The sequence below is a fragment of the Aquariibacter albus genome (assembly GCF_014145335.1).
In the GTDB taxonomy this organism is placed as follows: domain Bacteria; phylum Pseudomonadota; class Gammaproteobacteria; order Burkholderiales; family Burkholderiaceae_C; genus Aquariibacter; species Aquariibacter albus.
This window is the reverse complement of the sequence record NZ_JACIVI010000001.1, coordinates 557,572-579,632: the sequence shown is the minus strand read 5'-3', so window position 1 is coordinate 579,632 and position 22,061 is coordinate 557,572. Positions and strand designations below refer to the sequence as shown.

Sequence of the window (22,061 nt, the reverse complement as noted above, 5' to 3'; positions counted from 1 at the left end):
CTGTAGCAGGTATAAAGTCAAGCGCGTTCGGCAACCGGTGTGCCGCTGCCCGATTTGAGGAGCTTCATGCCGATGGACGTGATGCCATGGCCCGAGCGGGCCGTGGTCTCGCCGCCGTGCATCCGCGCGATGGCTGCCACGATGGCGAGGCCCAGCCCCTGGTTCTCGCTGCTGCCCTCGCGGCTGGGCTCCACGCGGTAGAAGCGGTCGAACAGGCGCGACAGGTGTTCCGGGGCGATGTCTTCGCCCGGGTTCTGGACGAAGACGTAGGCGCAGGGCCCGTCGTCGACCAACTGGATCTCCAGGGTCGAGCCGCGCGGCGAATACCGGATCGCGTTGCTCAGCAGGTTCGACACGGCCTGCCGCAGGAGCCCGCGGTCGAAGGCGAACGTGGCCTCGCCCACCACCACCGCGTTCAGGCCGGCCTGCGACAGCACGGCGTCATAGAAGTCGATCACCGCACGCACCTCTTCGGCCAGGCTCGACGGGCCTTCGCGCCGGGCCTGGGCACCGCGGTCCGCGCGCGAGAGGAAGAGCATGTCGCGGATGATCGCGGCCAGGCGATGCAGCTCTTCCAGGTTCGAGGCGGCACTGTCCTGCAACTGCGCAAGCGTGCGTTGCGGTTGCAGGTCCAGTTCGCAGCGGGTGATCAGGATGGTCAGCGGCGTGCGAAGTTCGTGCGCCACGTCGGCATTGAAGCCTTCCAACTGCCGGTAGGCCGCCTCGATGCGCTCCAGCAGGGAGTTGAACTGCTCCACCCAGGGCCGGAGTTCCTCCGCATACGCCTGCGGGTCGAGTCGCTGGTTCAGCTCCTGGGGCGACACCGCATCCAGCTGCGATGCCAGATCCCTTAGGGGCGACAGGCCGTAGTGCACCAGCCAGAACCCGCTGGTCGAGATGGCACAACTGCCGATCACCGTGGCCGCGACGAGCGTCCACGCCAGGGTGGTGAGCAGCGATCGGGTGGCCCCGGCGTCGATGCGAACGATCAACTGGGCGGGCTTTCCGGCCCAGCTCACTTCGCCCTTGAACTCCATGTAGGACTCACCTGCTGCCCTGCCGTCGGGGCTGCGGTACAGCATCCGATCACCAGCGGTCAGGTTGATCTGGATGCTTTGGTCCCCGATGGAAAAATCGTCCAGCTTGTGGCGCAGCGCGTCCACGTCGTCATCGCCACCGACCTCCTTCACCACGTGACGCACGAAGTCCACGCGGTTGGTCAGGTCGCCTTCGAGGTGGCTCTGGAGGCTCCACGACATCGCAAAGTAGATCGACAGCGACACCGCCCCCAGGCCCAGCGCGGTCTGAAGCGCAAACAGCCACCACAGTCGAACGCGCAGCGAATAAGGATGCCGCTTCGCCGGGCTCATGCCGATTCGTCACGTGCTTCCAGCACGTAGCCCATGCCCCGCACGGTGTGCAGCAGCTTCTTCTCGAAGGGGTCGTCCAGCTTGCTGCGCAGCCGGCGGATGGCCACCTCGATCACGCTGGTGTCGCTGTCGAAGTTCATGTCCCACACCTCTTCGGCGATCACGGTGCGCGAGAGCACCTGGCCCTGGCGTCGCAGCAGCAAGGCCAGCAGTTTCAGCTCCTTGGCCGTCAGGTCGAGCTTCGTGCCCGCACGCGTGGCCCGGTGCCGTGCCAGGTCCAGCTCCAGGTCCGCAAGGGCCAGCGTGGTGCCGGTCGAAGAGGCGCGAGCCGTTCCCCCACGGCGCAGCAAGGCCTGCATGCGGGCGAGCAGTTCAGAGAACGCGAACGGCTTGACCAGGTAGTCGTCCGCACCGTCTTGCAGGCCCTTGACGCGGTCTTCGACCCGATCGCGCGCCGTGAGCATCAGCACCGGCGTGTTGTTGCGCTTGCGCAGGGACTGCAACACGCCGAAGCCATCGATCCCCGGCAGCATCACATCGAGCAGCACCAGGTCGTAGTGCCCCTCGGTGGCCAGGTGCAGCCCATCGACACCGTTCGGTGCCACGTCGGCCACGTAGCCATGCTCGGACAACCCGCGCCGCAGGTTCTCTGCCAGCTTGACCTCGTCTTCGATGATGAGCACGCGCATCGCGGCATTCTGCAAGTGCGAAGCAGTTAGCAAGTTTACAAATTTGTTAACTTGGCGTTCGGTTGGCGTTGGCATGGGATTTCTACAGTCCTTCCCATGGATCGCGCATTGCGAGTCCATGCAAGTCAACCCGCAAGAAAGAACCCGCACATGAACCGCATCGGTACCGCCCTCCTGGCTGGGGCTCTGCTGGCCTCCGGCACAGCTTTCGCCGAAACCCTGCGCAACGGCAAGTCGTTCTACGGCGAGCCCGTGCCCGCCTCGCCGCACGCTCGCACGGTCGATCTGTCCAAGAACAAGCCGATCAACGTCGACTGCGGCGACACGGTGACCTTCGTGAACGGCACGAAGACCTTCACCTGGAAGTTCGACTCGATCCGGCACAACACTGGCGTGAAGCTGGCCAAGATCGCCCCCGCCGACTTCGGTGCCGGCGAACAGACGGTCCACATCGGCCCGAGCCGCGACGAGCTCGGCGGCTGAGCTTCAAGGTTCTCCTCGTCGGAAGCGCCATTGCTCTAGTCACCCAGGCGCTCGCATGGGTTTTGACAGCGATGGATTCCGCCGAGTTGAATCGGCGAACAGCAACCACCTGAATTCACATCACGCACGAAGCGGTCAAGGAGTGCCCGTGAACCTCAAGCCTCATTCCCGAGCCCTGGGCACGGCCCTGATCCTGTCCACGGCCGTGTTGCTGGGTGGTTGCATGACCAAGCCGGTGCAGCCCTTGAGCGCCGACGGCACGTACTGCTACCGCGCCGGCAAGATGGCCAAGTTCAAGACGGCCTGCACGGGCCAAGCAGCCCCGTCCGAGCAGGCCCAGGCGGACGCCCAACGCTTCGAAGCCGACCCCGAGGCGCTGACCGTCTATGTGATGCGCAAGCGCTGGGTCGACGGCACGATCGTCGTGCCGCTTTCGGTGGACGGAAGCACGAGCATCGACACCGTGCCGGAATCCTGGCTCCGGCTCAAATTGCCCGCACAGCAGCCCCATCGCCTCACGGCCCGCTGGAACGACCAATCGGTCGACCTCGTGGTCGATGGCAAGCCGGGTGAGGTGCGCTTCGTCGAGTTGGCGGGGTCGCACTTCGCGTGGGGCACCGATTTCCGGTTGAACGCCACCACCCCGGCGGCCGCCATCCCGAAGGCTCAGGCCTCGCGGCTGGTCGCCGACCTGGACCTTCGTCGCTGATTCGCCCCACGAAACATGCGCCGCCGGCTCGTCATCGTTCTGATGTTCCTGTTGCCGTTGCAGTTCTCATGGGCTGCGGCGGCGACTTATTGCCGGCACGAAGCCGGTGAAGGAACGATGCACCTGGGCCACCACGTCCACAGCCATGGCGAGTCGGGCGCACACGCTCATGCCGAGGGGCACCCCGAAGACAAGCCTGGCAACGCCGGCCAGGCCACGCTCGATGACGACTGCGCCTACTGCCATGGCTTCCACCTGAAGCTCGTGCAGATCGAGCACCCTGATGCGTCGCCCGCTTTCAGCACGAGCGTCCCGCCTTATCAAACCAGGTCGGCCACCGCGCCGGACCCCGATCGCCTGGAGCGCCCGAATTGGCGGCTCGCCTGAACGGCGAGTGCTGAATCTTCCTCAAGCTTCCCTGAGGGCCAGCCTCGTCGAGATCCCCGGTTGTCGTTCAACTTCGGAGTTTTCGATGCGCAGGTTCCATCTGCCGTTGCTCAGCACGGCATTGATGCTTGTCTTGAATGCGCCTGCTGCTTGGTCGCAAGCCAGCACGGGTTCGCAAAGCCCCCCTGAAACCCTCTCTGCACCCCCCCGCTCAGGGCTCACGTTGCAGCAGGTTCTGCACAACGCGGCACAGAACAACGCCCGCCTGCGTGCGTCGGCGCTTGAGGCACAGGCGGCGGAAGCTGCCATCCAGCAGGCCGGCGTGCTGCCCAACCCGTCGCTCAGCGTCGATCAGGAAGACACGCGGCGTGCCACGCGGACCACCTCGGTGCTGCTGAGCCAGCCGCTGGAGCTGGGTGGCAAGCGGGCTGCGCGCGTCGAGCTGGCGCAGCGCGCCCATGACCTGGCGCAGGCCGAGCTGGCCGACCGCCGCGCCGATGTGCGTGCCACGGCCACGCAGGCCTTCTTCGACGCGCTGATCGCCCAGGAGCGCGTCGCCGTGGCCGAAGAGTCGCTGCGCATCGCCAGTGGCGGCACCACGGCGGCCTCGAAGCGCGTGATCGCCGGCAAGGTCTCGCCGACCGAAGAGACGCGCGCCAAGGTGGCCGAGGCCAACGCCCGCATCGAGTGGGTCCAGGCGCAGGCCGAGAAGGACATCGCGCTCCAGGCACTGGCAGCCGCGATGGGCACATCGCAGGCGACCGTGCCGGCGCTGGACGGCCGTGTCGATGCCCTGCCCGGTGTGCCCGACGGCACGCGCCTCGACGCACGCCTGACCGCCGCACCTGCTCTGCGTCGTGCGCAGGCCGATGTCCAGCGCTCGGCCGCTGCCTACCAGTTGGAGCGCTCCAAGCGCATCCCCGACCTGACCCTGAGCCTGGGCACCAAGCGCTCGGAGGAGCTGGGCCGCAACCAGGCGCTGATCGGTGTGTCGATCCCTCTGCCGGTGTTCGACCGCAACCAGGGCGGTCAACTCGAAGCGCTGCGCCGCCAGGAAGCCGCCCAGGCCCTGGCCGAAGCCGAGGCCGTGCGCCTGAAGTCCGAAGTGATGCAGGCCGCCGCTCAACTGAAGAGCCGCCGGGCCGAGGTCGAAGCGCTCAAGAACGATGTGCTGCCCGGTGCGCAGAGCGCCTACGAGGCCGCCAGCCGCGGTTTCGAGCTGGGCAAGTTCGGCTTCCTCGACGTGCTGGACGCCCAACGCACCTGGCTGCTGGCGCGCACGCAGTACCTGCGCGCGCTCTCCGACGCGCACCGCGCTGCTGCCGAACTCGACCGACGCCTCGGTGGCGACGAGAACGCCACCCAACCTTGAGATCGCCATGAACACGAACAACCGACTTGTCGACAAGCTGGGCAAGAAGCAACTCATCGCCATCGCCGTGGTGCTCCTGCTGGGGGCCGTGGGCGCGGTGGCCATCCTGGGCTCGTCGCCCTCGAAACCCGCCGCCGAAGAAGGCCATGGACACGGCCACGACGAAGCCAAAGGCCACGCCGACGGCGAGCACCACGGTGCCGCCAAGGGTGAGCACGGGCATGCCGACGAACACGCCGACTCCGAACACCACGAAGAAGCCGCCAAAGGCCCGAACGGCGGCACGCTGCTGACCGAAGGCGACTTCGCCGTCGAGGTGCTGCTGGCCGAGCAAGGCGGCGAGCCGCGCATGAAGCTGTGGCTGTCCAGGGGCGGCAAGCCCGTGGCCCCGGGCAGCGTCAAGGCGCTGGCCGAGCTGACCCGCCCGGGTGGTGACGTCGAGAAGCTCGCCTTCGCGGTCGAGAAGGACGCGCTGGTCAGCACCCAACCGGTGGCCGAACCGCACCTCTTCACCGGCACGATCGAAGTGCAGACGGCCAAGGAGCCATTCCTCTTCCCGTTCAACCAGAGCGAAGGCATCGTGGCGATGACCGACGCGCAGATCCAGTCGTCGGGCGTGGGCATCGACAGCGCAGGGCCCGCGGTCATCCGCTCGGCGCTGCAACTGCCCGGCGAGATCCGCTTCAACGACGACCGCACCGCGCACGTGGTGCCGCGCGTGTCGGGCGTGGTCGAGTCCGTGCCCGCAAACCTGGGCCAGGCGGTCAAGAAAGGCCAGGTGCTGGCCGTCATCTCCAGCCCGGCGGTGGCCGAGCAGCGCAGCGAGTTGCGCGCGGCGCAGAAGCGCCTGGAGCTGGCCCGCACCACCCACGACCGCGAGAAGCGCCTGTGGGAAGAAAAGATCTCGCCCGAGCAGGACGTGCTGCAAGCCCGCCAGGCCCTGCGCGAGGCCGAGATCGCAGTAGATAACGCGCAGCAGAAGCTGCAAGCCATCGGTGCCGGCACGGGCGGTTCGGGCACGCTGAACCGCTTCGAGCTGCGCGCCCCGTTCGACGGCGTGGTGGTCGAGAAGCACGTCGCGCTGGGCGAGCAGGTCAAGGAAGACACCAACGTCTTCACGCTGTCGGACCTGCGCACCGTGTGGGCCCAGATCAACGTGCCGGCCAAGGACCTGGACGTGGTGCAGGTGGGCAGCAAGGCCACCGTGCGCTCCACCGCGTTCGAGCAGTCGGCCTCGGGCACGGTCGCCTATGTGGGCTCTCTGATCGGCGAACAGACGCGCACCGCGCAGGCCCGCGTCACCGTCGACAACCCGAAGCTCGCCTGGCGGCCGGGCCTGTTCGTCACCGTCGAACTCACCGCCGAAGAAACCCAGCTGCCGGTGACGGTCGCCGCCGACGCCATCCAGACAATGGACGACAAGCAGGTGATCTTCCTGCGCACGCCGCAGGGCTTCGCGCCTCAGCCGGTGCAGGTGGGCCGCAGCGACGGCAAGCGGGTCGAGATCGTGAAGGGGCTGAAAGCCGGCACCAAGTACGCCAGCACCGGCAGCTTCGTGGTGAAGTCCGAGGCCGGCAAGAGCTCGGCCACCCACACGCACTGACGGACGGAGCCGATTCATGTTCGAACGCATCATCCGCTTCTCCATCGAGCATCGATGGCTGGTGCTGCTGGCCGTGCTGGGCATGGCCGCGCTGGGCATCTTCAGCTACCAGAAGCTGCCCATCGACGCCGTGCCCGACATCACCAACGTGCAGGTGCAGATCAACACCGCGGCGTCCGGCTATTCACCGCTGGAAACCGAGCAACGCGTCACCTTCCCGATCGAGACCGCGATGGCCGGCCTGCCCGGCCTTCAGCAGACGCGCTCGCTGTCGCGCTACGGGCTGTCGCAGGTGACGGTGATCTTCCGCGACGGCACCGACATCTACTTCGCGCGGCAACTGGTCAACGAGCGCCTGCAGGCCGCACGCGACCAACTGCCCGCCGGCGTGGCCGCTGCCATCGGGCCCACCTCGACCGGCCTGGGCGAGATCTACCTGTGGACGGTCGAGGCGAAGGACGGGGCCAAGAAGCCCGACGGCAACCCCTACACGCCCACCGACCTGCGCGAGATTCAGGACTGGATCATCAAGCCGCAGCTGCGCAACGTGCCCGGCGTGACCGAGATCAACTCGATCGGCGGCTTCGAGAAGGAGTTCCAGGTCGCGCCCGACCCGGCCAAGCTGTCGGCCTACGGCCTCACGCTGGGTGATGTGGTGCAGGCCATCGAGCGCAACAACGGCAATGCCGGGGCCGGCTACATCGAGCGGCGCGGCGAGCAGTACCTGGTGCGCGCACCCGGGCAGGTGAAGTCGATGGACGACATCCGCAACGTGGTGCTGCGCAACGAGGGCGGCGTGCCGGTGCGCGTGCGCGACGTGGCCACGGTAGACATCGGCCGCGAGCTGCGCACGGGCGCGGCCACCGACAACGGCCGCGAGGTGGTGCTGGGCACCGTCTTCATGCTGATCGGCGAGAACAGCCGCACCGTGGCCCAGGCGGTCGACAAGAAGATGACCGAGATCAACCGCAACCTGCCCGAGGGCATCCACGCGGTCACGGTCTACGACCGCACCACGCTGGTCGACAAGGCCATCGCCACGGTGAAGAAGAACCTGCTCGAAGGCGCGATCCTCGTGATCGCGGTGCTGTTCCTCTTCCTCGGCAACCTGCGCGCGGCGGTGCTCACGGCGATGGTGATCCCGCTGTCGATGCTGTTCACCTTCACCGGCATGGTGAACCAGAAGGTCAGCGCCAACCTGATGAGCCTGGGCGCGCTCGACTTCGGGATCATCATCGACGGCGCGGTCGTGATCGTGGAGAACTGCGTGCGCCGCCTCGCGCACGCACAAGAGCACCACGGCCGGCCGCTGACGCGCAGCGAACGCTTCCACGAGGTCTTCCTCGCGTCGCAGGAAGCGCGCCGGCCGCTGATCTTCGGCCAGTTGATCATCATGATCGTGTACCTACCGATCTTTGCCCTGGCCGGCGTGGAAGGAAAGATGTTCCACCCGATGGCCTTCACGGTGGTGATCGCGCTGGTGGGCGCGATGATCCTCTCGGTGACCTTCGTGCCGGCGGCCGTGGCGCTGTTCATCGGCAAGAACGTCGGCGAGAAAGAGAACCGGCTGATGGGCTGGGCACGCCGGGCCTATGAGCCGCTGCTCGACCGGGTGATGACCGCCAAGCCGCTGGTGCTGACCTTCGCCGCGGTGGCGGTGCTGTTGTCGGGCCTGCTGGCCACGCGCCTGGGCAGCGAGTTCGTGCCCAGCCTCAACGAAGGCGACTTCGCGGTGCAGGCGCTGCGCATTCCCGGCACTAGCCTCACGCAGTCGGTGGCGATGCAGCAGCAGCTCGAAGCCACGCTGAAGGCGAAGTTCCCCGAGATCGAGCGCGTGTTCGCGCGCACCGGCACGGCCGAGATCGCGGCCGACCCGATGCCGCCCAACATCTCGGACGCCTACGTGATGCTCAAGCCCAAGGACGAATGGCCCGAGCCACGCAAGACCCGCGAGGAGCTGATCGCCGCCGTGCAGGCCGAGGCCGCCAAGCAGCCGGGGCAGAACTACGAGTTCTCGCAGCCCATCCAGCTGCGCTTCAACGAACTGATCTCGGGCGTGCGCAGCGACGTGGCGGTGAAGGTGTTCGGCGACGACATGGACCAGCTCAACGCCTCGGCCGAGCAGATCGCCGCGCTGCTGAAGCAGATGCCGGGTGCGTCGGAGGTCAACGTCGAGCAGACCACCGGCCTGCCCATGCTCAGCATCGAGATCGACCGCGAGAAGACCTCGCGCTACGGCCTGAACGTGCAGGACGTGCAGGACACGCTGTCCACCGCCATCGGCGGGCGCGAGGCCGGCACGTTCTTCCAGGGCGACCGCCGCTTCGACATCCTCGTGCGCCTGCCGGACAACCTGCGCAGCGACCTGGAGGCCATCAAGCGCATGCCCATCGCTTTGCCGAAGACGGCTGAGTCGGCCAGCGTGCGCTACATCCCGCTGGGCGAGGTGGCCACGCTGTCGCTGGCACCAGGGCCCAACCAGGTCAGCCGCGAAGACGGAAAACGCCGTGTCGTGGTCAGCGCCAACGTGCGCGGGCGCGACATCGGCTCCTTCGTGGCCGAGGCCGAGCAGGCCATCCAGCAGCAAGTGAAGGTGCCCAGCGGCTATTGGCTGACCTGGGGCGGGCAGTTCGAGAACCTGCAATCGGCCACGGGGCGTCTCAAGATCGTGGTGCCGGTGTCGCTGCTGCTGGTGTTCACGCTGCTGTTCGCGATGTTCGGCAACGTCAAGGACGGCCTGCTGGTGTTCACCGGCATCCCGTTCGCGCTGACGGGTGGCATCGTGGCGCTGTGGATGCGCGGCATTCCGCTGTCGATCTCGGCCGCCGTGGGCTTCATCGCGCTCTCGGGCGTGGCGGTGCTCAACGGACTGGTGATGATCTCGTTCATCCGCAACCTGCGCGAAAGCGGCAAGCCGCTCGATGCAGCCATCCACGAAGGCGCGGTAACCCGCCTGCGCCCGGTGCTGATGACCGCGCTGGTGGCATCGCTGGGCTTCGTGCCGATGGCGCTGGCCACGGGCACGGGTGCCGAGGTGCAGCGCCCGCTGGCCACCGTGGTGATCGGCGGCATCCTGTCGTCGACCGCGCTGACCCTGCTGGTGCTGCCGGTGCTGTACCGGCTGGCCCACCGACGTGATGAGGACGAGGTCCTGGACGAAGACGAGAAGACGCCGGACTATCCGGTGATCTCCGGGCACGGCGCGCAGCCATGAGGCTGGCTCCTCTGCGCAAGCGCTCGCCGCAGAGCGCGGGCGAGTCGCGCCCGGGCCTGTCCGCCACATGGCTGGCCGGTGGCGTGGCGGCCTGGTTGGTGGCCGTGGACAACCTCAGCTTCTGGCGCACCTTCATCGGTGCCCAGAGCCCGACGCCCTCGACGGTGGCGGCCACGATCGCGCTGGCCCTGGTGCTGTGGACCTTCACCACGGCCGTGCTCCGATGGGCCGGGCCGCCGCGTGTTGCCCGGGTCGTCTTCGCCGTGCTGCTGCTGGCCTCCGCGCCGGCGGCTCACTTCGTCGACGTGTGGGGCGTGCTGCTCGACCGGGGCATGGTGCAGAACGTGTTGCAGACCGACCTGCGCGAGGCGCTCGACCTGCTCACCGGCACACTGGCCCTGGACGTGCTGCTGCGCGGCGTGCTGCCGGCGGTGGCCGTGCTCTTGCTGCCCGTCCGGCCGGAATCCTTCCGGGCCTCTTGGCGATCGAGCGTCGTCCTGTCCGTGCTGGCGGGCCTGACGCTGGGTGCGGCGCTCACGGCCTTCTATGCCATCTACGCGCCCACGTTCCGCAACCACCGCGAGCTGCGCCTCCAGCTTGTCCCGAGCAACTACCTGGGCGGCTTGTACGGTGCCCTGAGGCCGAAGCGCCTCGGGCCCCTGACACCCGTGGCCCTGGATGCGAAACGGGCCGATGCCGCAGGTCAGCGTCCCCTGCTGGTCGTGCTGGTGGTCGGTGAAACCGCGCGGGCCGACAACTTCTCTCTCGGCGGCTACGCCCGCCCGACGAACGACGCACTGGACGGCCAGCCCATCGTCTACTTCCCCGACGTCACCTCGTGCGGCACCGACACGGCCACCTCCTTGCCCTGCATGTTCTCGGGCCTGGGTGTGGAACGGTTCAGCGTCGAAGCCAGCCAGCAGCGCGAGAACCTGCTGGACGTGCTCAAGCGCACCGGCGTGCAGGTGACCTGGGTCGACAACAACTCGGGCTGCAAGCGCGTGTGCGACCGGGTGCCGACCGTGCGGCTGCACGAGCTGCATTGCAAGCCCGACGCGGATTGCCTCGACGGCCTGCTCGTCGATGCGCTGGAACGGCAGCTCGCCATCACATCCGGCGACGCCCTCGTCGTGCTGCACCAGCAAGGCAGCCACGGCCCGGCCTACTTCAAGCGCTACCCGCAGCCCGCACGCTTCCAGCCGACCTGCGAGACGAACCGCCTGCAGGACTGCACGCCCGAAGCCATCGTCAACACCTACGACAACACGATCGACTACACCTCACGCATCCTTGCCCGAGCGATCGACACCTTGCAGCAAGAGGTGGCCGACCGGGACGTGCTGCTGCTCTACGTGTCCGACCACGGCGAGTCGCTGGGCGAGCGCGGCGTGTTCCTCCATGGCATGCCACGCTGGGTGGCACCGCACGAGCAGTCGCACGTGCCGATGCTGCTGTGGATGAACGAGACGGCGAAGCAGCGGCTCGCACCGAACACCGGCTGTCTGAAGGCCGCAGCCCAGCAGAAGCTCTCGCACGACAACTTGTTCCACACGCTGCTGGGAGCGTTCGGTGTGTCCACGGGCGAATACGCGGCCGATCTGGATGTGCTGGCGGGCGCAAGGGGGCGGACGGACTGCCCGGTGCTGTCCGCACCGAAGGTGCATCTGCCCACCTGACCTGGATGCGTCATGCAGGCGGGTTCTCTTCACAACGCGGTGCATGAGCTTTTCGGCTGGATGGCCCTTGCCATGCTGGCCGTGGCGGTGGTCTGTGGGCTCTGGCTGCACTGGCAGGATCGACGCCAGCGGAAGCATCGGAACAAGGCCTTGCCGTCGAAGCGCCGAAAAAAGAGATGACGTGTCCGGCTCGTGCATATGACGCATATCGATGCGGCTCATCCATGGTGCCGGGGCCCACGCGCAACGTCCACTGGCGTTTGGCTTCTTGCAGCCGCAGCTGGGCTTCGCTGGTGAGATGGCCGCAAGAGCCTCGGCCTGCGCCAGATCGCCAGCGCGGACACGCCGCTGGCCAGCGGATCCAGCGCCTGTTGCTGCGCTTCGACCTGCTGCACGTCCGCCTGCGCAATGGCTAGGTGCCAGGCGGCTTAGCGCATTTGGCCGGCGACCTGCCAGCGGCCGAATGTCGCGGCCGTGTCCGCACTCGCAGCCAGGGCCTCGGACAGTGCGCGCCGACGGCTTTGCTGCCCGGGCATCCACAAGGGTGGGGCCGCGGCGACCTCGGTCTCGCGTGCGGCACCCGGGCGGCGATCGACCCAGCGCTCGTCGCGGTGCGACAGCTCGAGCGAGTGACCTGCCCCCAAAACCCGTACCAGTCGATATGAGGAATCCGCTAGGTTGAAGGAGGTTACTCCTGGGCTTGCTGCGGCGCCGGCACGGCGCCACCGGTCGTTTGTCGATGCTGTGCCGCAAACTTCGCCGGCGGCATCCGCCCGCAGCTGCTGTGCGGCCGGACCTCGTTATAGTCGGTCCGCCAGCGTGCAATCTCGTCGCGAGCCTGCTTCAGGATCTGGAACCAGTGCTCGTTCAAGCACTCGTCGCGGAACTTGCCGTTGAAGCTCTCGATGTAGGCGTTTTGCGTGGGCTTGCCCGGCTGGTTCAGGATGTGGCGCACGCCCTTGGCCTGAGCCCAGGCCATGAAGGCGCGGCTGGTGAACTCCGGCCCCTGGTCGGTTCTCACGGCCTGCGGGTAGCCCCGGAACCGCGCGACCTGGTCGAGCACGCGCACGACGTACTCGCCCCCGATGCCGTGATCGACCGCGATGTCCACGCACTCGTGACTGAAGTCGTCGGTGACGGTCAGGCACTTGATGCGCCGCCCGCTGGCCAGGCTGTCGCTGACGAAGTCCATGCTCCACACCTCGTTGATCGTCTGGCACTCGTGCAGCGGCACGCGTTCGAGCTTCAGGCGCTGCTTGCCGCGGCGCTTTCGCACCGACAGATCAGCCAGCTTGTAGAGCCGGTACACGCGCTTGTCGTTGATCTTGCTGCCTGCCGCGCGCAGCAAATCGCCGATGCGCCGGTAGCCGAAGCGCCGCCGCTCATGCGCAAGCTCGACGATGCGCTGGCTCGTCGCCTGGTCGTGCTGCGCACGCCGGGGCGGGTGCCGCCAGCTGTCGCGCGACAGGCCCACCAAGGCACAAGCCCGCCGTTCACTGATCGAGGTCGCTTCCAACATCATGCCCACCCCGCGTCGCTTCGCCGGTGGGCTCAGCGCTTTATGCCGAAGGCCACCTTCAGCGCCTCGTTGTCCAACACGGCCTCGGCCAGCAGCTTCTTGAGACGGTTGTTCTCGGCTTCCAGGTCACGCAGCCGCTTGGCGTCGCTGGTCTCCATGCCGCCGAACTTGGCCCGCCACTTGTAGAAGGTCGCCGAGCTGAAACCCTCTCGGCGGCACAGATCCGCCACGCTCATGCCGGCATCGGCCTGCTTGATGAATCCAATGATCTGCTCGTCTGTGTACCTGCTCTTGCGCATCGCGCTTCCTCTCGGTTGCGCGGATTCTTCTCTATTGCCGTGGTACGGGTCGCGGGTTGCAGGTCAGATGCAAGACAGCCAGCTTGGCCGCGTCGTCGCCATCCAGGACGTAGCTTCGTGCTGCGACGCGCGCAATGTAGCCAGCCTCATCGGCATAGGCCCACAGATTGACGCATACCTCAGGATTGCGGAGCGGGCGCGGCGCAGTCATGACAAGTCTCCCGAAAGCGGTGAATACCGAGCATCATGAAACAGGCCTGCGCGCTTACGCGGGGAGTTCAAGAGCGGGCACTTTCGACACCGTCACTTGGAGACGGTACTCGTAGAGTTCCACTTCCTTGTTGCTGGCACAGGCCAGGACCAAGTCTTCAGACATCGTCCGGCAAACGATGATGCCGCGCACGCGCTGGCCCGGCTCAGCAAGCTCCTTCCGCACCCAGTTCACGTAGCGCAGGAGTTGCCCGACCACGCGGTCGTAGCCCTTCTCGACCTTCAGTTCGAGCACAACGAAGTTGCCCGACTTGTCCTTTGCCAAGATGTCGATGCGGCGGCCTCCGCCAGCGGGGTACTCGAACCCGGTGATGTCTTCGTCCTGGAACAAGGTCAGCCCAGGCTCGATGAGCTGGAGGTTGTCGGCCAGGTAGCGCTGCAGGTCCTTCTCGAGGGCGAACTGGGTCGAGCCGGCGAGCGCGGCGTCAACGGCGGCCCCGGCATCGTCGTCCTCCTCGTCGACGGTGACCATCGCTCCACCGGCGCCAGCGATCTGAGTCTTGCCTGGCTGATGAATCGGCGCTGGATCTACGCCAGGCTGGTAGCGCCGGTACTCGCGTGACCCAACCTTGAACAGGAGATCATCGGTCGCATTCGTCGCCGGATGGTGGCGACGACTCGGGTCGTTCGTCGAAGCCTGAACAAGATGCGCGTGGATGCTGCCGGCCTTCAGCTTCGGGTAGTTCTTTGCGAACCACTCAACCGCACGTTGGGCGCTGAACGTTTCGTCGGGCTTCAGCTTCCACTCGGCGAGCATGTCTTTGAGAAGCGCCCGCGTCGGCTTGTCGTAGATGGTCCGGGCCATGGGGCGTTCTCACTTTCCAGGCAAGCAAGGGATTCGATCAAGACCTTCGGGGGCCGCGAAACGGCAGCACGGTGCTCGGCGCAGACGCTGAACCGGCAGGCGCATCCGTCGGCTGACGAATGCGGGCCAGTTGAACGACGTTGCCTCGCCCCTGAAAGTAGCCTTCGGGCAACCCAGCCAGCATCTCGATATCGTGCGACGCAAGGCCGAGATGCCGAGGAATGGCTTCCAGCGGCATCACGTTCTCATCGACGAGCAGGTCGATCGTGCGACGCAGCAAGCGCGGTCGCTCAGGCGCTCGATCGCCATCCCCCGGTTCCGACTTGGCGCCCCATCGCGCCGACCGACGCTTGAACAGCGCCTGAGCCCCTTCGTCGTCCAGGAGTTTCAGAGCCCGCAGCCGCATCAAGATCGCGCCAACGGATACGCCCCAGCGACGCTTCATCAACAGCAAGTCGTCCAAGGTCACCGGCATGCGCACTTCGGATGCGAAGGTCTCCGCGGGCAGGAGAAAGGCGCCCGCGAACCTGTGGGCCTGCTGTTCAAGTTCCTTGTGACGTTCGCGATCGGTTGGACGCGCGATGTGCCTGTGAAGGATCAGATGCCCGAGCTCGTGGGCGAGGTCGAATCGGCTTCGATAACCGTTGTCCTTATCGGCAGAGAGAAGCACCAGCGGTCTGCCGAGAACAGCGCTCCATGCAGACAGGCCTTCGATCTGTGCGATACCGGTCTCCTCACGGACGAGCACGACCCCAGCGCCTTCGATGGCCAGCGCCAAGTCCTGGACAGCCGACCGCCCAAGTCGCCAGAGATCGCGGCACTCCGCCGCGGCTAGTTCGATCTCTTCATGGGTGATCTGCTCAGGGTCGGTGAAGTTGCGGCTCGGCAGGTTCAAGGCCGGGAAGTCGACGAACTCGGTCAAGGCCAACGCAATGTCTTGAGCCCACTCCATCCGAGCTTCCAGCATGGCCCGGGCAGCCACATGCGCGGAGGCGTTGCTCCGGAAGAGCGGCAACGAAACCTTCTCCGCCGGCGGCCTGGTGAACCACTCAGGCGTCACATTGACAACCCCGGCCAATCGATCGAGTGCATCTCGCTCTGGAGCTTGGGTTCCCGCGCGCCACTTGCTCACCGTCGCGGGCGACACCCCCACCAGCGAAGCGAGCTGCGCTTGGGTCAGGCGGCGAGCAGCCAGCATCTGGCTGAGGCGGTCACACTGAAACCCTTGAACACCACCGCGGCTCATGACGAGGTGCCGTCCATGTCCTTCTTGCCGATGTTCTTCTTGAGCTTCGGCACGGCCAGGTCGATTTGGCTGGGCTCTTGGACGTCATAGCGCTTGGCAAACACCTCCAGCGGCTCGCGGAACAGCCAGCCGCGCATGTACCGATCGGGCACTGCGATCTGGATCGAGGTGGGCGATTCGGGCTGGATCTGCAAGGACCCCGAGAAGCAGGCCACGAAGAACGCCACGGCTTCAGCCGGCGGCTGGTACTGATCGAACAACTCCGGCTGCACCAGCGGTTCGATGGCCTTGTTTGCGAACGCCATCTGGCGGCGTGTCTGGCTGCGGCGTCCGTTGATCCAGAACCCTTCGGGGATGTTGAACCTGGCGAGGGTGAAGACGCCAGTGCGGCCGGTGACCAAGCCGTTGCCCTGGATGGCCGTTGGTGTCGCCTCAGCCGCCGCAAGCGCGCGGTAGAAGGCTTCGTTCATGTTGAAGTGCCTCAGCTGGCCGACGACATGCGGGAGGTGGCCCTCATCCATCCCCTTGGCTGCGGCGTACGCGCGCGCAGCACCAGCATTAAGTGCGTCTTCGACGCCGAGTACAAGCTCGCGCGGGATGCTGCGCAGAAGCAGGCCTGGGATCGTGTCTTTGGTGGGCGGATTCATGCTCTGGGTCACCTCGTCATCGATTTCGCTTAGACGTATTCTATACGGATTTTGTTTCGCTTAACCAGTTTTGGAGCGTGGATGCGCACAGGCCCTTCCCCCCAGGAGCGCACCTGAAGCCTCGAGCAACCGATCCACTTGAACTTCGTCAGAAATAGCTTCATACTTCTGACAACCAAGGAATCAACGTGTCCAACCTCGCCCAGCAAGTCCTCGCGCACGCCACCTCCATGCCGGAAGGCACCAGCCTGTCCGCCAAGGCCCTGTTGCACCTTGGCAGCCGGGCTGCGGTGGATCAGGCGCTGTCGCGCCTGGCGCGTAGCGGCGAACTGCTGCGCGCCGGGCGGGGCGTCTACGTCCTGCCAGTGAAGGGCAAGTTCGGAACACGGGCACCGGAAGTTGCCAAAGTGGTCCAGGAATGGGCCAGCCAGCGCGGCGAAACCGTGGTCGGCCACGGTGCGGCTGCAGCGAACAGGCTGGGTCTGACGACCCAGGTGCCGGTGCGCCAGGTCTTCCTGACCTCGGGCCGCAGCCGCAAGCTCAAGCTCGGCGCGCAGACGGTCGAGTTGAAGCATGCCCCGCCGTGGCAACTGCTCTACCCAGGGCAGGCCGCGGGCGAAGTCATCCGCTCGCTGGCGTGGATGGGGCCATCGGGCTCCGAAGCGGCGCTCGGTCAGCTCAGGCACAAGCTGCCGACGTCGGAACTGCTGGCCGTCGCCAACGCACGCGCGCGACTACCCACCTGGCTGGCGAGCCAAGTCAGCAGCCTGGTGACCCGTGCCTGAATACTTCGCCATGCCGCGCGAGGATCAGCGCGAGGCGCTGCTCGTTGCGGCAGAGCATTCGGGCCGTCCCCTGCACTTGCTCGAGAAGGACGTGTGGGTCGTCTGGGCCCTGCACCACCTGTTCACCGGGCCGCACGCGCAGCACCTGGTCTTCAAGGGCGGCACATCGCTCTCCAAGGCCTACGGCGTGATCAAGCGCTTCTCGGAAGATGTGGACCTCACCTACGACATCCGTGCCATCGCTCCGGACCTGATCGAAAAGGCCGACTCCCCCTGGCCCACGTCACGCAGCCAGGAGAAGAAGTGGAGCAAGGCGATCCGGCGGCGCCTTGCCGAACTCGTCAGCGGCAAGCTGGCGCCTGATCTTGCCAAGGCACTCGCCGAGCAGGGGCTGCAGGCCTCGGCCCGCGCAGAAGGTGAGAAGGTCTTCATCGACTACGAGGCCTTCGGCGAAGGCACGGGCTATGTCCGGCCCTCGGTCCTGCTGGAGTTCGGCGCGCGATCGACGGGCGAGCCCAACGAGCCGCGACCGGTCGCGTGCGACGCTGCGCTGCACCTTGCGGAAGTGAGTTTTCCATCGGCCACCCCCCAGGTGATGCGCCCGGAGCGCACGTTCTGGGAGAAGGCCACAGCCATCCATGTCTTCTGCGCCCAAGGCAGCTTTCGAGGCGGTGACCGCTACGCGCGCCACTGGCACGACGTGACGAGGCTGGACGCTGCCGGCTTTGCCGACAGCGCGGCAACAGACCGCGCGTTGGCGCTCGCCGTCGCAGAGCACAAGAGCATCTTCTTCGCCGAATCGATGCCAGACGGTGCACCCATCGACTACCGCGCAGCGGTCACCGGCGCACTGGATCTGGCACCCAGCGGCGACGCGCGGAAGACGCTGGCCGAGGACTACCAGCGCATGGTGGAGGACGGCCTGCTCTTGGATGACGCCGAGCCCTTTGAGGCCTTGCTGGAGCACTGCCAGGCGCTCGCAGAGCGCGTTAACGCTGTTGCCCGCGGGAGCACCTGAGACCTGATCAGCCCGACGCCACCAGGACCACTTGGGGTGATGTCGGGTGTTGCGTTGGGGAAATGCGGACATCCGGGTCGACACGCGCACCCTGCGCATCGACTCGGACGCTGGCTAAGCGTCAAGCACCGACAGGCGCACTTTGACACACCTCGCGCACGAGGATCTCGATCGCTTGGCGCTTCTCCGGCATGTAGTCGTGCCCGTCGTAGTGCCGCGCCTGAACACCGGTCAGGCCGTGCGACTGCAGATGCCCTCTGATCTCGCGGCTGACGCCGTTCGCCGCAAGCAGCGTCTCCACCCCTGATCGAATCCGCTTCAGCTGGAAGCCCTCGATCGAGTCACCGACCACGTCGTGAGCCCAGCCCGCGAGCGTCCGCACGCTAATGGCCTTCTTGCCAGCTGTCGTCGAGATCGCGAACTCACCCTCGCGTTTCAGGAGGGCGAGGTCGGCCCTGGCCAGCTTCACGAGCGGAATCTGGTGCGCGCGCGGCCCCTGGCCTGGCCGCCCCTTGCCGTCGAAGATCGTCAGGGCGTCATCGCTCACATCAGCCCACTTCAGCCGAACGAACTGTTCGATGCGCTGGCCCCCGGTCAGCACATGCAACCTCAACGCCGCTGCCTCGACGCCCGGGCGTGCGGCAATCAGCTTCCAGTACGCCTGGAGTTCGGCCTTGGAGAACGGTCGCTTGTCAGCACGATCGAACTGCGGGGATCGACGCGTCTGCGCGGCCGGGTTGAAGACGGCGCCGAAGGACTTGAAGACGACCGGGATCGACGCCGTGGTGCGGACATCCAGCGCGCACTGGAACGCCGCACGAAGGTACGAACGCAGCTTGTTGGCCGTACGTCCCTTGTTGGCCTCGATCAGCCTGCGCAGCATGTCCAGTACCTGATCAGGCGTGAGGTCAACCGCAGGCGCCTCGGCCACGATCGGCCACGCTTCGGTGACGTGCCGCTTGAAGATCTGGTCGGCGTCGACGTGGCTGCGACGACCCTGGGTCTTCAGGTGCCACACGTAGGCGTCGAGCAGCTTCTGCAGCGTCCGCTCGGACTTCTCGGCTTCGGCTGCCTTTTGCGCGACGAAGGACTTGCGCTTCTCTGCCTTGGCCTCGCGGAGGCCGCCCGTGTCGGCCCGCGCCGAATGAATGTCGGCGAGCTCGCGACACTTCTCGAGCGCGGCGGCCAGGCCATAGCCACGCGGTGTCGGCTGCAACTTCTTCGGCGGTGCCGACGGATCGTAGACCCCGATCGGCTCGCGGCTCGTCTTGCCGCCGAGGGAGTAGCGCCAGTAGAGCTGCACCGCGCCATTGGCGAGCTTGCGCGCCTGCAGCGCACCGCCTCGATCGAGGCGGCTGTGCAGGGTCACGAAGGCGCCGCCTTCCAGTGATTTGATAGCGGCGGAAGCCGCTGAAACTTGATCTCTTGCCATAGTCCGTAGCTGATCTGGTGCCAGTCTGGTGCCAGTTTTGGCGACGATGGTCCGAGACGGCTTGAAATGACTATGGACGTAAGCTGTTGATCTGTAAAGAGTATTCTGAAGGCGGCTTGTGTCAGGAGATCCCAGAAAGTCCCATCCCCAGGGACTGTTAATCCGTAGGTCCCTGGTTCGAGCCCAGGTCGGGGAACCAAAGAAAAGCAAAGCCCTGAACGCGCAAGCGTTCAGGGCTTTCTCTTTGCGCGGCCGGTTTCGGTTCGGGTCCGGGCGAGCCTGCCCCCATGCCCCACTCAACCTCCCCTCCTCGGCGATAAAGGGGCATGCATCGCCGAACCCTGCTGACGGCCCTCGCCCTCGGACCCTGTGTGACGCAGCCCGCCTGGGCGGTACGCCGCGAGCTGCCGGGCCTGGGCCTGCATCTGGAACTGCCTGATCGATGGATTCCGGTGCCACGGGCCGAGATCCTGGAAGCCGTGGCCCGCGGGCGGGAGGCTGGGGCAGCGTCTGATTGGCGCCTGGCAGGGGCCTGGCAGCGGCTTCCGCATCTGCGCTGGTTCTCGCTGCCGCATCTGCTCCTGGAATCGCAGCCAGGGGCCGGGCTGCCCAATCGCCGGCCGCAAGGGACGAGGCACGAAGTGGCGCGCGCCGGAACCCGCACGGTACACAGCCACCGGGCCGACTGGGCCTGGGACGATCAGAAGCTGCGATTCACGCTGCTCGCCTTCGAGGACATGCAGGCCGAGTTCACGGCCTGGATGGCCTCGCTTGACTGAACCGGAGCGGCAAGCCTGCCTCGCCCAGCTCTCAGCGCCTTGTCAGGACCACCGCGAGCTCATGCCCCCGGTTGGGATGGGGCACCGCGACATAGGGCGGCTTGGGCCAGTGCCAGCGGGCTTCAGGCAGCAGGGCGCGCATGCCATGGATGTCACAGTGGTAGGGCGGGCCCTGGATCAGGCCGGAGGCGAGGGCCTCGGGATTCGGCACCTGCATGAAGAGCACGGCGAGCAGACCCCCCGGGCGCAGCCAGCGGTGCAGTTGTCCGGCATAGGTTTGCCAGTGCTCGGGGTGCAGCGCGCAGAGGCAAGTCTGTTCGTAGATGGCGTCGAAGGGTGCCTCGGGCCGATGCTGCAGCACATCGGCCTGGACGATGCGGGCGTTCAGGCCCTGGTCGGCACAGCGGGCACGGCTGCGCTCGACGGCGGCGGGGGTGTAGTCGAGGCCGGTGACGTCGAAGCCTCGGCGGGCCAGTTCGGCGACCTCCCAGCCGCTGCCGCAGCCTGGCACGGCGATGCGACAGGGCTGCAGCTGGCCGCGGTCCAACCAGTCCAGCAGCTGGGGGCTGGGGGCACCGCGGTCCCAGCCGGTCTGGCCGGTGTCGAAGCGTTGCTGCCAGAACGCAAGGGTGGGACCCGCCATGGCTTCAGCCCGCGGACGCAGGCAGGGCCGGGGTGGTGACGCGCACGTCACCGCACTGCGCGCGGTGGCGCAGGGCATGGTCGATCAGCACCAGGGCCAGCAGGGCTTCGGCAATGGGCGTGGCGCGGATGCCGACGCAGGGGTCGTGGCGGCCGAAGGTCTCGACGGTGACCGGCTGGCCGTCCAGGTCGATGGACTGGCGCGGGATGCGGATCGAGCTGGTCGGCTTGATGGCGAGGGACACGCGCAGGTCCTGGCCGCTGCTGATGCCGCCGAGCACGCCGCCGGCGTGGTTGCTGAGGAAGCCCCGGGGCGTGAGCTCGTCGCCATGCACGCTGCCCGGCTGGGCGACGCAGGCGAAGCCGGCTCCGATCTCGACGCCCTTGACCGCATTGAGGCCCATCATCGCGTGGGCGATGTCGGCGTCGAGCTTGTCGAACAGGGGCTCGCCCCAGCCGGGCGGCACGCCCTGGGCCTCGACGACGATGCGGGCGCCGCAGGAGTCACCGGCCTTGCGCAGGGCGTCCATGTGGGCTTCCAGCGCCTCGATCTGGCTGGTGTTGGGCGCGAAGAAGGGGTTGTGGGGCACGTGCTCCCAGCCCTCGAAGGCGATGTCGATGGGCCCGAGGGCGGCCATGCCACCGCGCAGGCTCACGCCGTGATGCTGGGCCAGCCACTTGCGGGCCACGGCGCCCGCGGCCACCACCGGAGCGGTCAGACGGGCGGAGCTTCGGCCCCCGCCGCGCGGATCGCGCAGGCCGTACTTGTGGTGGTAGGTGTAGTCGGCATGCCCCGGACGGAAGGTCTGGACGATGTTGCCGTAGTCCTTGCTGCGCTGGTCGGTGTTGCGAATCAGCAGGGCGATCGGGGTGCCGGTGGTCAGGCCTTCGTAGATGCCCGAGAGGATCTCGACCTGGTCGGCTTCCTGGCGCTGGGTGACGTGGCGGCTGGTGCCGGGGCGGCGCCGATCGAGCTCGGGCTGAATGTCCTCGACCGACAGCGGCATGCCGGGCGGGCAGCCATCGATCACGCAGCCGATGGCCGGGCCATGGCTTTCGCCGAAGGTGGTGACGCGGAAGAGGTGGCCGAGGGTGCTGCCGGACATGATCGGGACG

Annotated in this window: 19 protein-coding genes; 10 read left to right on the top strand and 9 right to left on the bottom strand. The window is 66.9% G+C overall.

Annotation, left to right across the window (positions count from 1 at the left end):
* Window positions 1–17: 17 nt before the first annotated feature.
* Together H4F90_RS02640 and H4F90_RS02635 are read right to left on the bottom strand one after the other, a co-directional pair.
* A complete protein-coding gene (locus H4F90_RS02640; RefSeq protein ID WP_182661220.1) occupies window positions 18–1,370 on the bottom strand; it encodes a heavy metal sensor histidine kinase in 1,353 nt (450 codons plus the stop codon).
* Window positions 1,367–2,059 (bottom strand): heavy metal response regulator transcription factor, encoded by a 693-nt coding sequence (locus H4F90_RS02635; protein WP_182661218.1) that lies wholly within the window; start codon window positions 2,057–2,059, stop codon window positions 1,367–1,369. The genes H4F90_RS02640 and H4F90_RS02635 overlap by 4 nt, the downstream gene beginning before the upstream one ends.
* Window positions 2,060–2,209: 150 nt before the next feature.
* On the opposite strand from H4F90_RS02635, the gene H4F90_RS02630 reads away from it, so the two are divergent.
* The 7 genes from H4F90_RS02630 (at window position 2,210) to H4F90_RS02600 (ending at window position 11,503) form a co-directional block, all read left to right on the top strand.
* Window positions 2,210–2,542 (top strand): CzcE family metal-binding protein, encoded by a 333-nt coding sequence (locus H4F90_RS02630; protein ID WP_182661216.1) that lies wholly within the window; start codon window positions 2,210–2,212, stop codon window positions 2,540–2,542.
* A gap of 148 nt (window positions 2,543–2,690) precedes the next feature.
* Complete coding sequence (locus H4F90_RS02625; protein ID WP_182661214.1) at window positions 2,691–3,251, top strand: hypothetical protein; 561 nt, start codon at window positions 2,691–2,693, stop codon at window positions 3,249–3,251.
* A 15-nt stretch (window positions 3,252–3,266) separates the two neighbouring features.
* Window positions 3,267–3,638, top strand: coding sequence for a DUF2946 family protein (locus tag H4F90_RS02620; RefSeq protein ID WP_182661212.1), 372 nt, complete (start codon window positions 3,267–3,269; stop codon window positions 3,636–3,638).
* Window positions 3,639–3,861: 223 nt separating this feature from the next.
* Window positions 3,862–5,010: a TolC family protein gene (locus H4F90_RS02615; protein ID WP_235971916.1), complete on the top strand. Its 1,149-nt coding sequence runs from the start codon at window positions 3,862–3,864 to the stop codon at window positions 5,008–5,010.
* A 7-nt stretch (window positions 5,011–5,017) separates the two neighbouring features.
* Window positions 5,018–6,613: an efflux RND transporter periplasmic adaptor subunit gene (locus H4F90_RS02610; protein WP_182661210.1), complete on the top strand. Its 1,596-nt coding sequence runs from the start codon at window positions 5,018–5,020 to the stop codon at window positions 6,611–6,613.
* 16 nt (window positions 6,614–6,629) lie between these two features.
* Complete coding sequence (locus tag H4F90_RS02605; protein WP_182661208.1) at window positions 6,630–9,827, top strand: CusA/CzcA family heavy metal efflux RND transporter; 3,198 nt, start codon at window positions 6,630–6,632, stop codon at window positions 9,825–9,827.
* On the top strand, window positions 9,824–11,503 hold the full coding sequence (locus H4F90_RS02600) for a phosphoethanolamine transferase (protein ID WP_182661206.1): 1,680 nt from the start codon (window positions 9,824–9,826) through the stop codon (window positions 11,501–11,503). The genes H4F90_RS02605 and H4F90_RS02600 overlap by 4 nt, the downstream gene beginning before the upstream one ends.
* 688 nt (window positions 11,504–12,191) lie before the next feature.
* Here H4F90_RS02600 and H4F90_RS02595 read toward each other — a convergent pair.
* From H4F90_RS02595 to H4F90_RS02580, 4 genes are all read right to left on the bottom strand, one after another.
* Window positions 12,192–13,321 (bottom strand): IS3 family transposase gene (locus H4F90_RS02595; protein WP_182661204.1). Its coding sequence is split into 2 segments (ribosomal slippage): window positions 12,192–13,060 and window positions 13,060–13,321, totalling 1,131 coding nucleotides; the frame shifts between segments, so codons are not numbered across the junction.
* Between the two features lie 265 nt (window positions 13,322–13,586).
* Window positions 13,587–14,396 carry an endonuclease NucS domain-containing protein gene (locus tag H4F90_RS02590; protein WP_182661202.1) on the bottom strand — a complete coding sequence of 270 codons (810 nt, stop codon included), beginning with the start codon at window positions 14,394–14,396 and terminating at the stop codon, window positions 13,587–13,589.
* 37 nt (window positions 14,397–14,433) lie between these two features.
* Window positions 14,434–15,642: an XRE family transcriptional regulator gene (locus H4F90_RS02585; RefSeq protein ID WP_182661200.1), complete on the bottom strand. Its 1,209-nt coding sequence runs from the start codon at window positions 15,640–15,642 to the stop codon at window positions 14,434–14,436.
* Window positions 15,639–16,289: an alpha/beta hydrolase gene (locus H4F90_RS02580; RefSeq protein WP_182661198.1), complete on the bottom strand. Its 651-nt coding sequence runs from the start codon at window positions 16,287–16,289 to the stop codon at window positions 15,639–15,641. Before H4F90_RS02580 ends, H4F90_RS02585 begins: the two co-directional genes overlap by 4 nt.
* Window positions 16,290–16,477: 188 nt before the next feature.
* Here H4F90_RS02580 and H4F90_RS02575 point away from each other — a divergent pair, with 188 nt between their 5' ends.
* Window positions 16,478–17,074 carry a DUF6088 family protein gene (locus H4F90_RS02575; RefSeq protein WP_182661195.1) on the top strand — a complete coding sequence of 199 codons (597 nt, stop codon included), beginning with the start codon at window positions 16,478–16,480 and terminating at the stop codon, window positions 17,072–17,074.
* Window positions 17,067–18,092: a nucleotidyl transferase AbiEii/AbiGii toxin family protein gene (locus H4F90_RS02570; protein WP_328700806.1), complete on the top strand. Its 1,026-nt coding sequence runs from the start codon at window positions 17,067–17,069 to the stop codon at window positions 18,090–18,092. The genes H4F90_RS02575 and H4F90_RS02570 overlap by 8 nt, the downstream gene beginning before the upstream one ends.
* Before the next feature lie 121 nt (window positions 18,093–18,213).
* Here the strand turns inward: H4F90_RS02570 and H4F90_RS02565 are convergent, their stop codons facing one another.
* Window positions 18,214–19,461, bottom strand: a complete 1,248-nt coding sequence (locus tag H4F90_RS02565; RefSeq protein WP_182661193.1) for a phage integrase central domain-containing protein — start codon at window positions 19,459–19,461, stop codon at window positions 18,214–18,216.
* A 434-nt stretch (window positions 19,462–19,895) separates the two neighbouring features.
* Between H4F90_RS02565 and H4F90_RS02560 the strand changes: the two genes are divergently transcribed.
* Window positions 19,896–20,303: a hypothetical protein gene (locus tag H4F90_RS02560; RefSeq protein ID WP_182661191.1), complete on the top strand. Its 408-nt coding sequence runs from the start codon at window positions 19,896–19,898 to the stop codon at window positions 20,301–20,303.
* A gap of 31 nt (window positions 20,304–20,334) precedes the next feature.
* Here the strand turns inward: H4F90_RS02560 and H4F90_RS02555 are convergent, their stop codons facing one another.
* Together H4F90_RS02555 and aroC are read right to left on the bottom strand one after the other, a co-directional pair.
* Window positions 20,335–20,946, bottom strand: coding sequence for a methyltransferase domain-containing protein (locus H4F90_RS02555; protein WP_182661189.1), 612 nt, complete (start codon window positions 20,944–20,946; stop codon window positions 20,335–20,337).
* A gap of 4 nt (window positions 20,947–20,950) precedes the next feature.
* The gene (gene aroC / locus H4F90_RS02550; RefSeq protein ID WP_182661187.1) at window positions 20,951–22,051 is read right to left on the bottom strand and encodes a chorismate synthase; all 1,101 of its coding nucleotides are present in this window, start codon (window positions 22,049–22,051) and stop codon (window positions 20,951–20,953) included.
* Window positions 22,052–22,061: the final 10 nt, after the last annotated feature.

Bases quoted from the DNA above. Each gene is read 5' to 3' on its own strand.
- H4F90_RS02610 (WP_182661210.1), top strand. From the start codon at position 5,018: ATGAACACGAACAACCGACTTGTCGACAAGCTGGGCAAGAAGCAACTC.
- aroC (WP_182661187.1), bottom strand. From the start codon at position 22,051: ATGTCCGGCAGCACCCTCGGCCACCTCTTCCGCGTCACCACCTTCGGC.
- H4F90_RS02635 (WP_182661218.1), bottom strand. From the start codon at position 2,059: ATGCGCGTGCTCATCATCGAAGACGAGGTCAAGCTGGCAGAGAACCTG.
- H4F90_RS02630 (WP_182661216.1), top strand. From the start codon at position 2,210: ATGAACCGCATCGGTACCGCCCTCCTGGCTGGGGCTCTGCTGGCCTCC.
- H4F90_RS02620 (WP_182661212.1), top strand. From the start codon at position 3,267: ATGCGCCGCCGGCTCGTCATCGTTCTGATGTTCCTGTTGCCGTTGCAG.
- H4F90_RS02585 (WP_182661200.1), bottom strand. From the start codon at position 15,642: ATGAGCCGCGGTGGTGTTCAAGGGTTTCAGTGTGACCGCCTCAGCCAG.
- H4F90_RS02590 (WP_182661202.1), bottom strand. From the start codon at position 14,396: ATGGCCCGGACCATCTACGACAAGCCGACGCGGGCGCTTCTCAAAGAC.
- H4F90_RS02580 (WP_182661198.1), bottom strand. From the start codon at position 16,289: ATGAATCCGCCCACCAAAGACACGATCCCAGGCCTGCTTCTGCGCAGC.
- H4F90_RS02555 (WP_182661189.1), bottom strand. From the start codon at position 20,946: ATGGCGGGTCCCACCCTTGCGTTCTGGCAGCAACGCTTCGACACCGGC.
- H4F90_RS02640 (WP_182661220.1), bottom strand. From the start codon at position 1,370: ATGAGCCCGGCGAAGCGGCATCCTTATTCGCTGCGCGTTCGACTGTGG.
- H4F90_RS02605 (WP_182661208.1), top strand. From the start codon at position 6,630: ATGTTCGAACGCATCATCCGCTTCTCCATCGAGCATCGATGGCTGGTG.
- H4F90_RS02600 (WP_182661206.1), top strand. From the start codon at position 9,824: ATGAGGCTGGCTCCTCTGCGCAAGCGCTCGCCGCAGAGCGCGGGCGAG.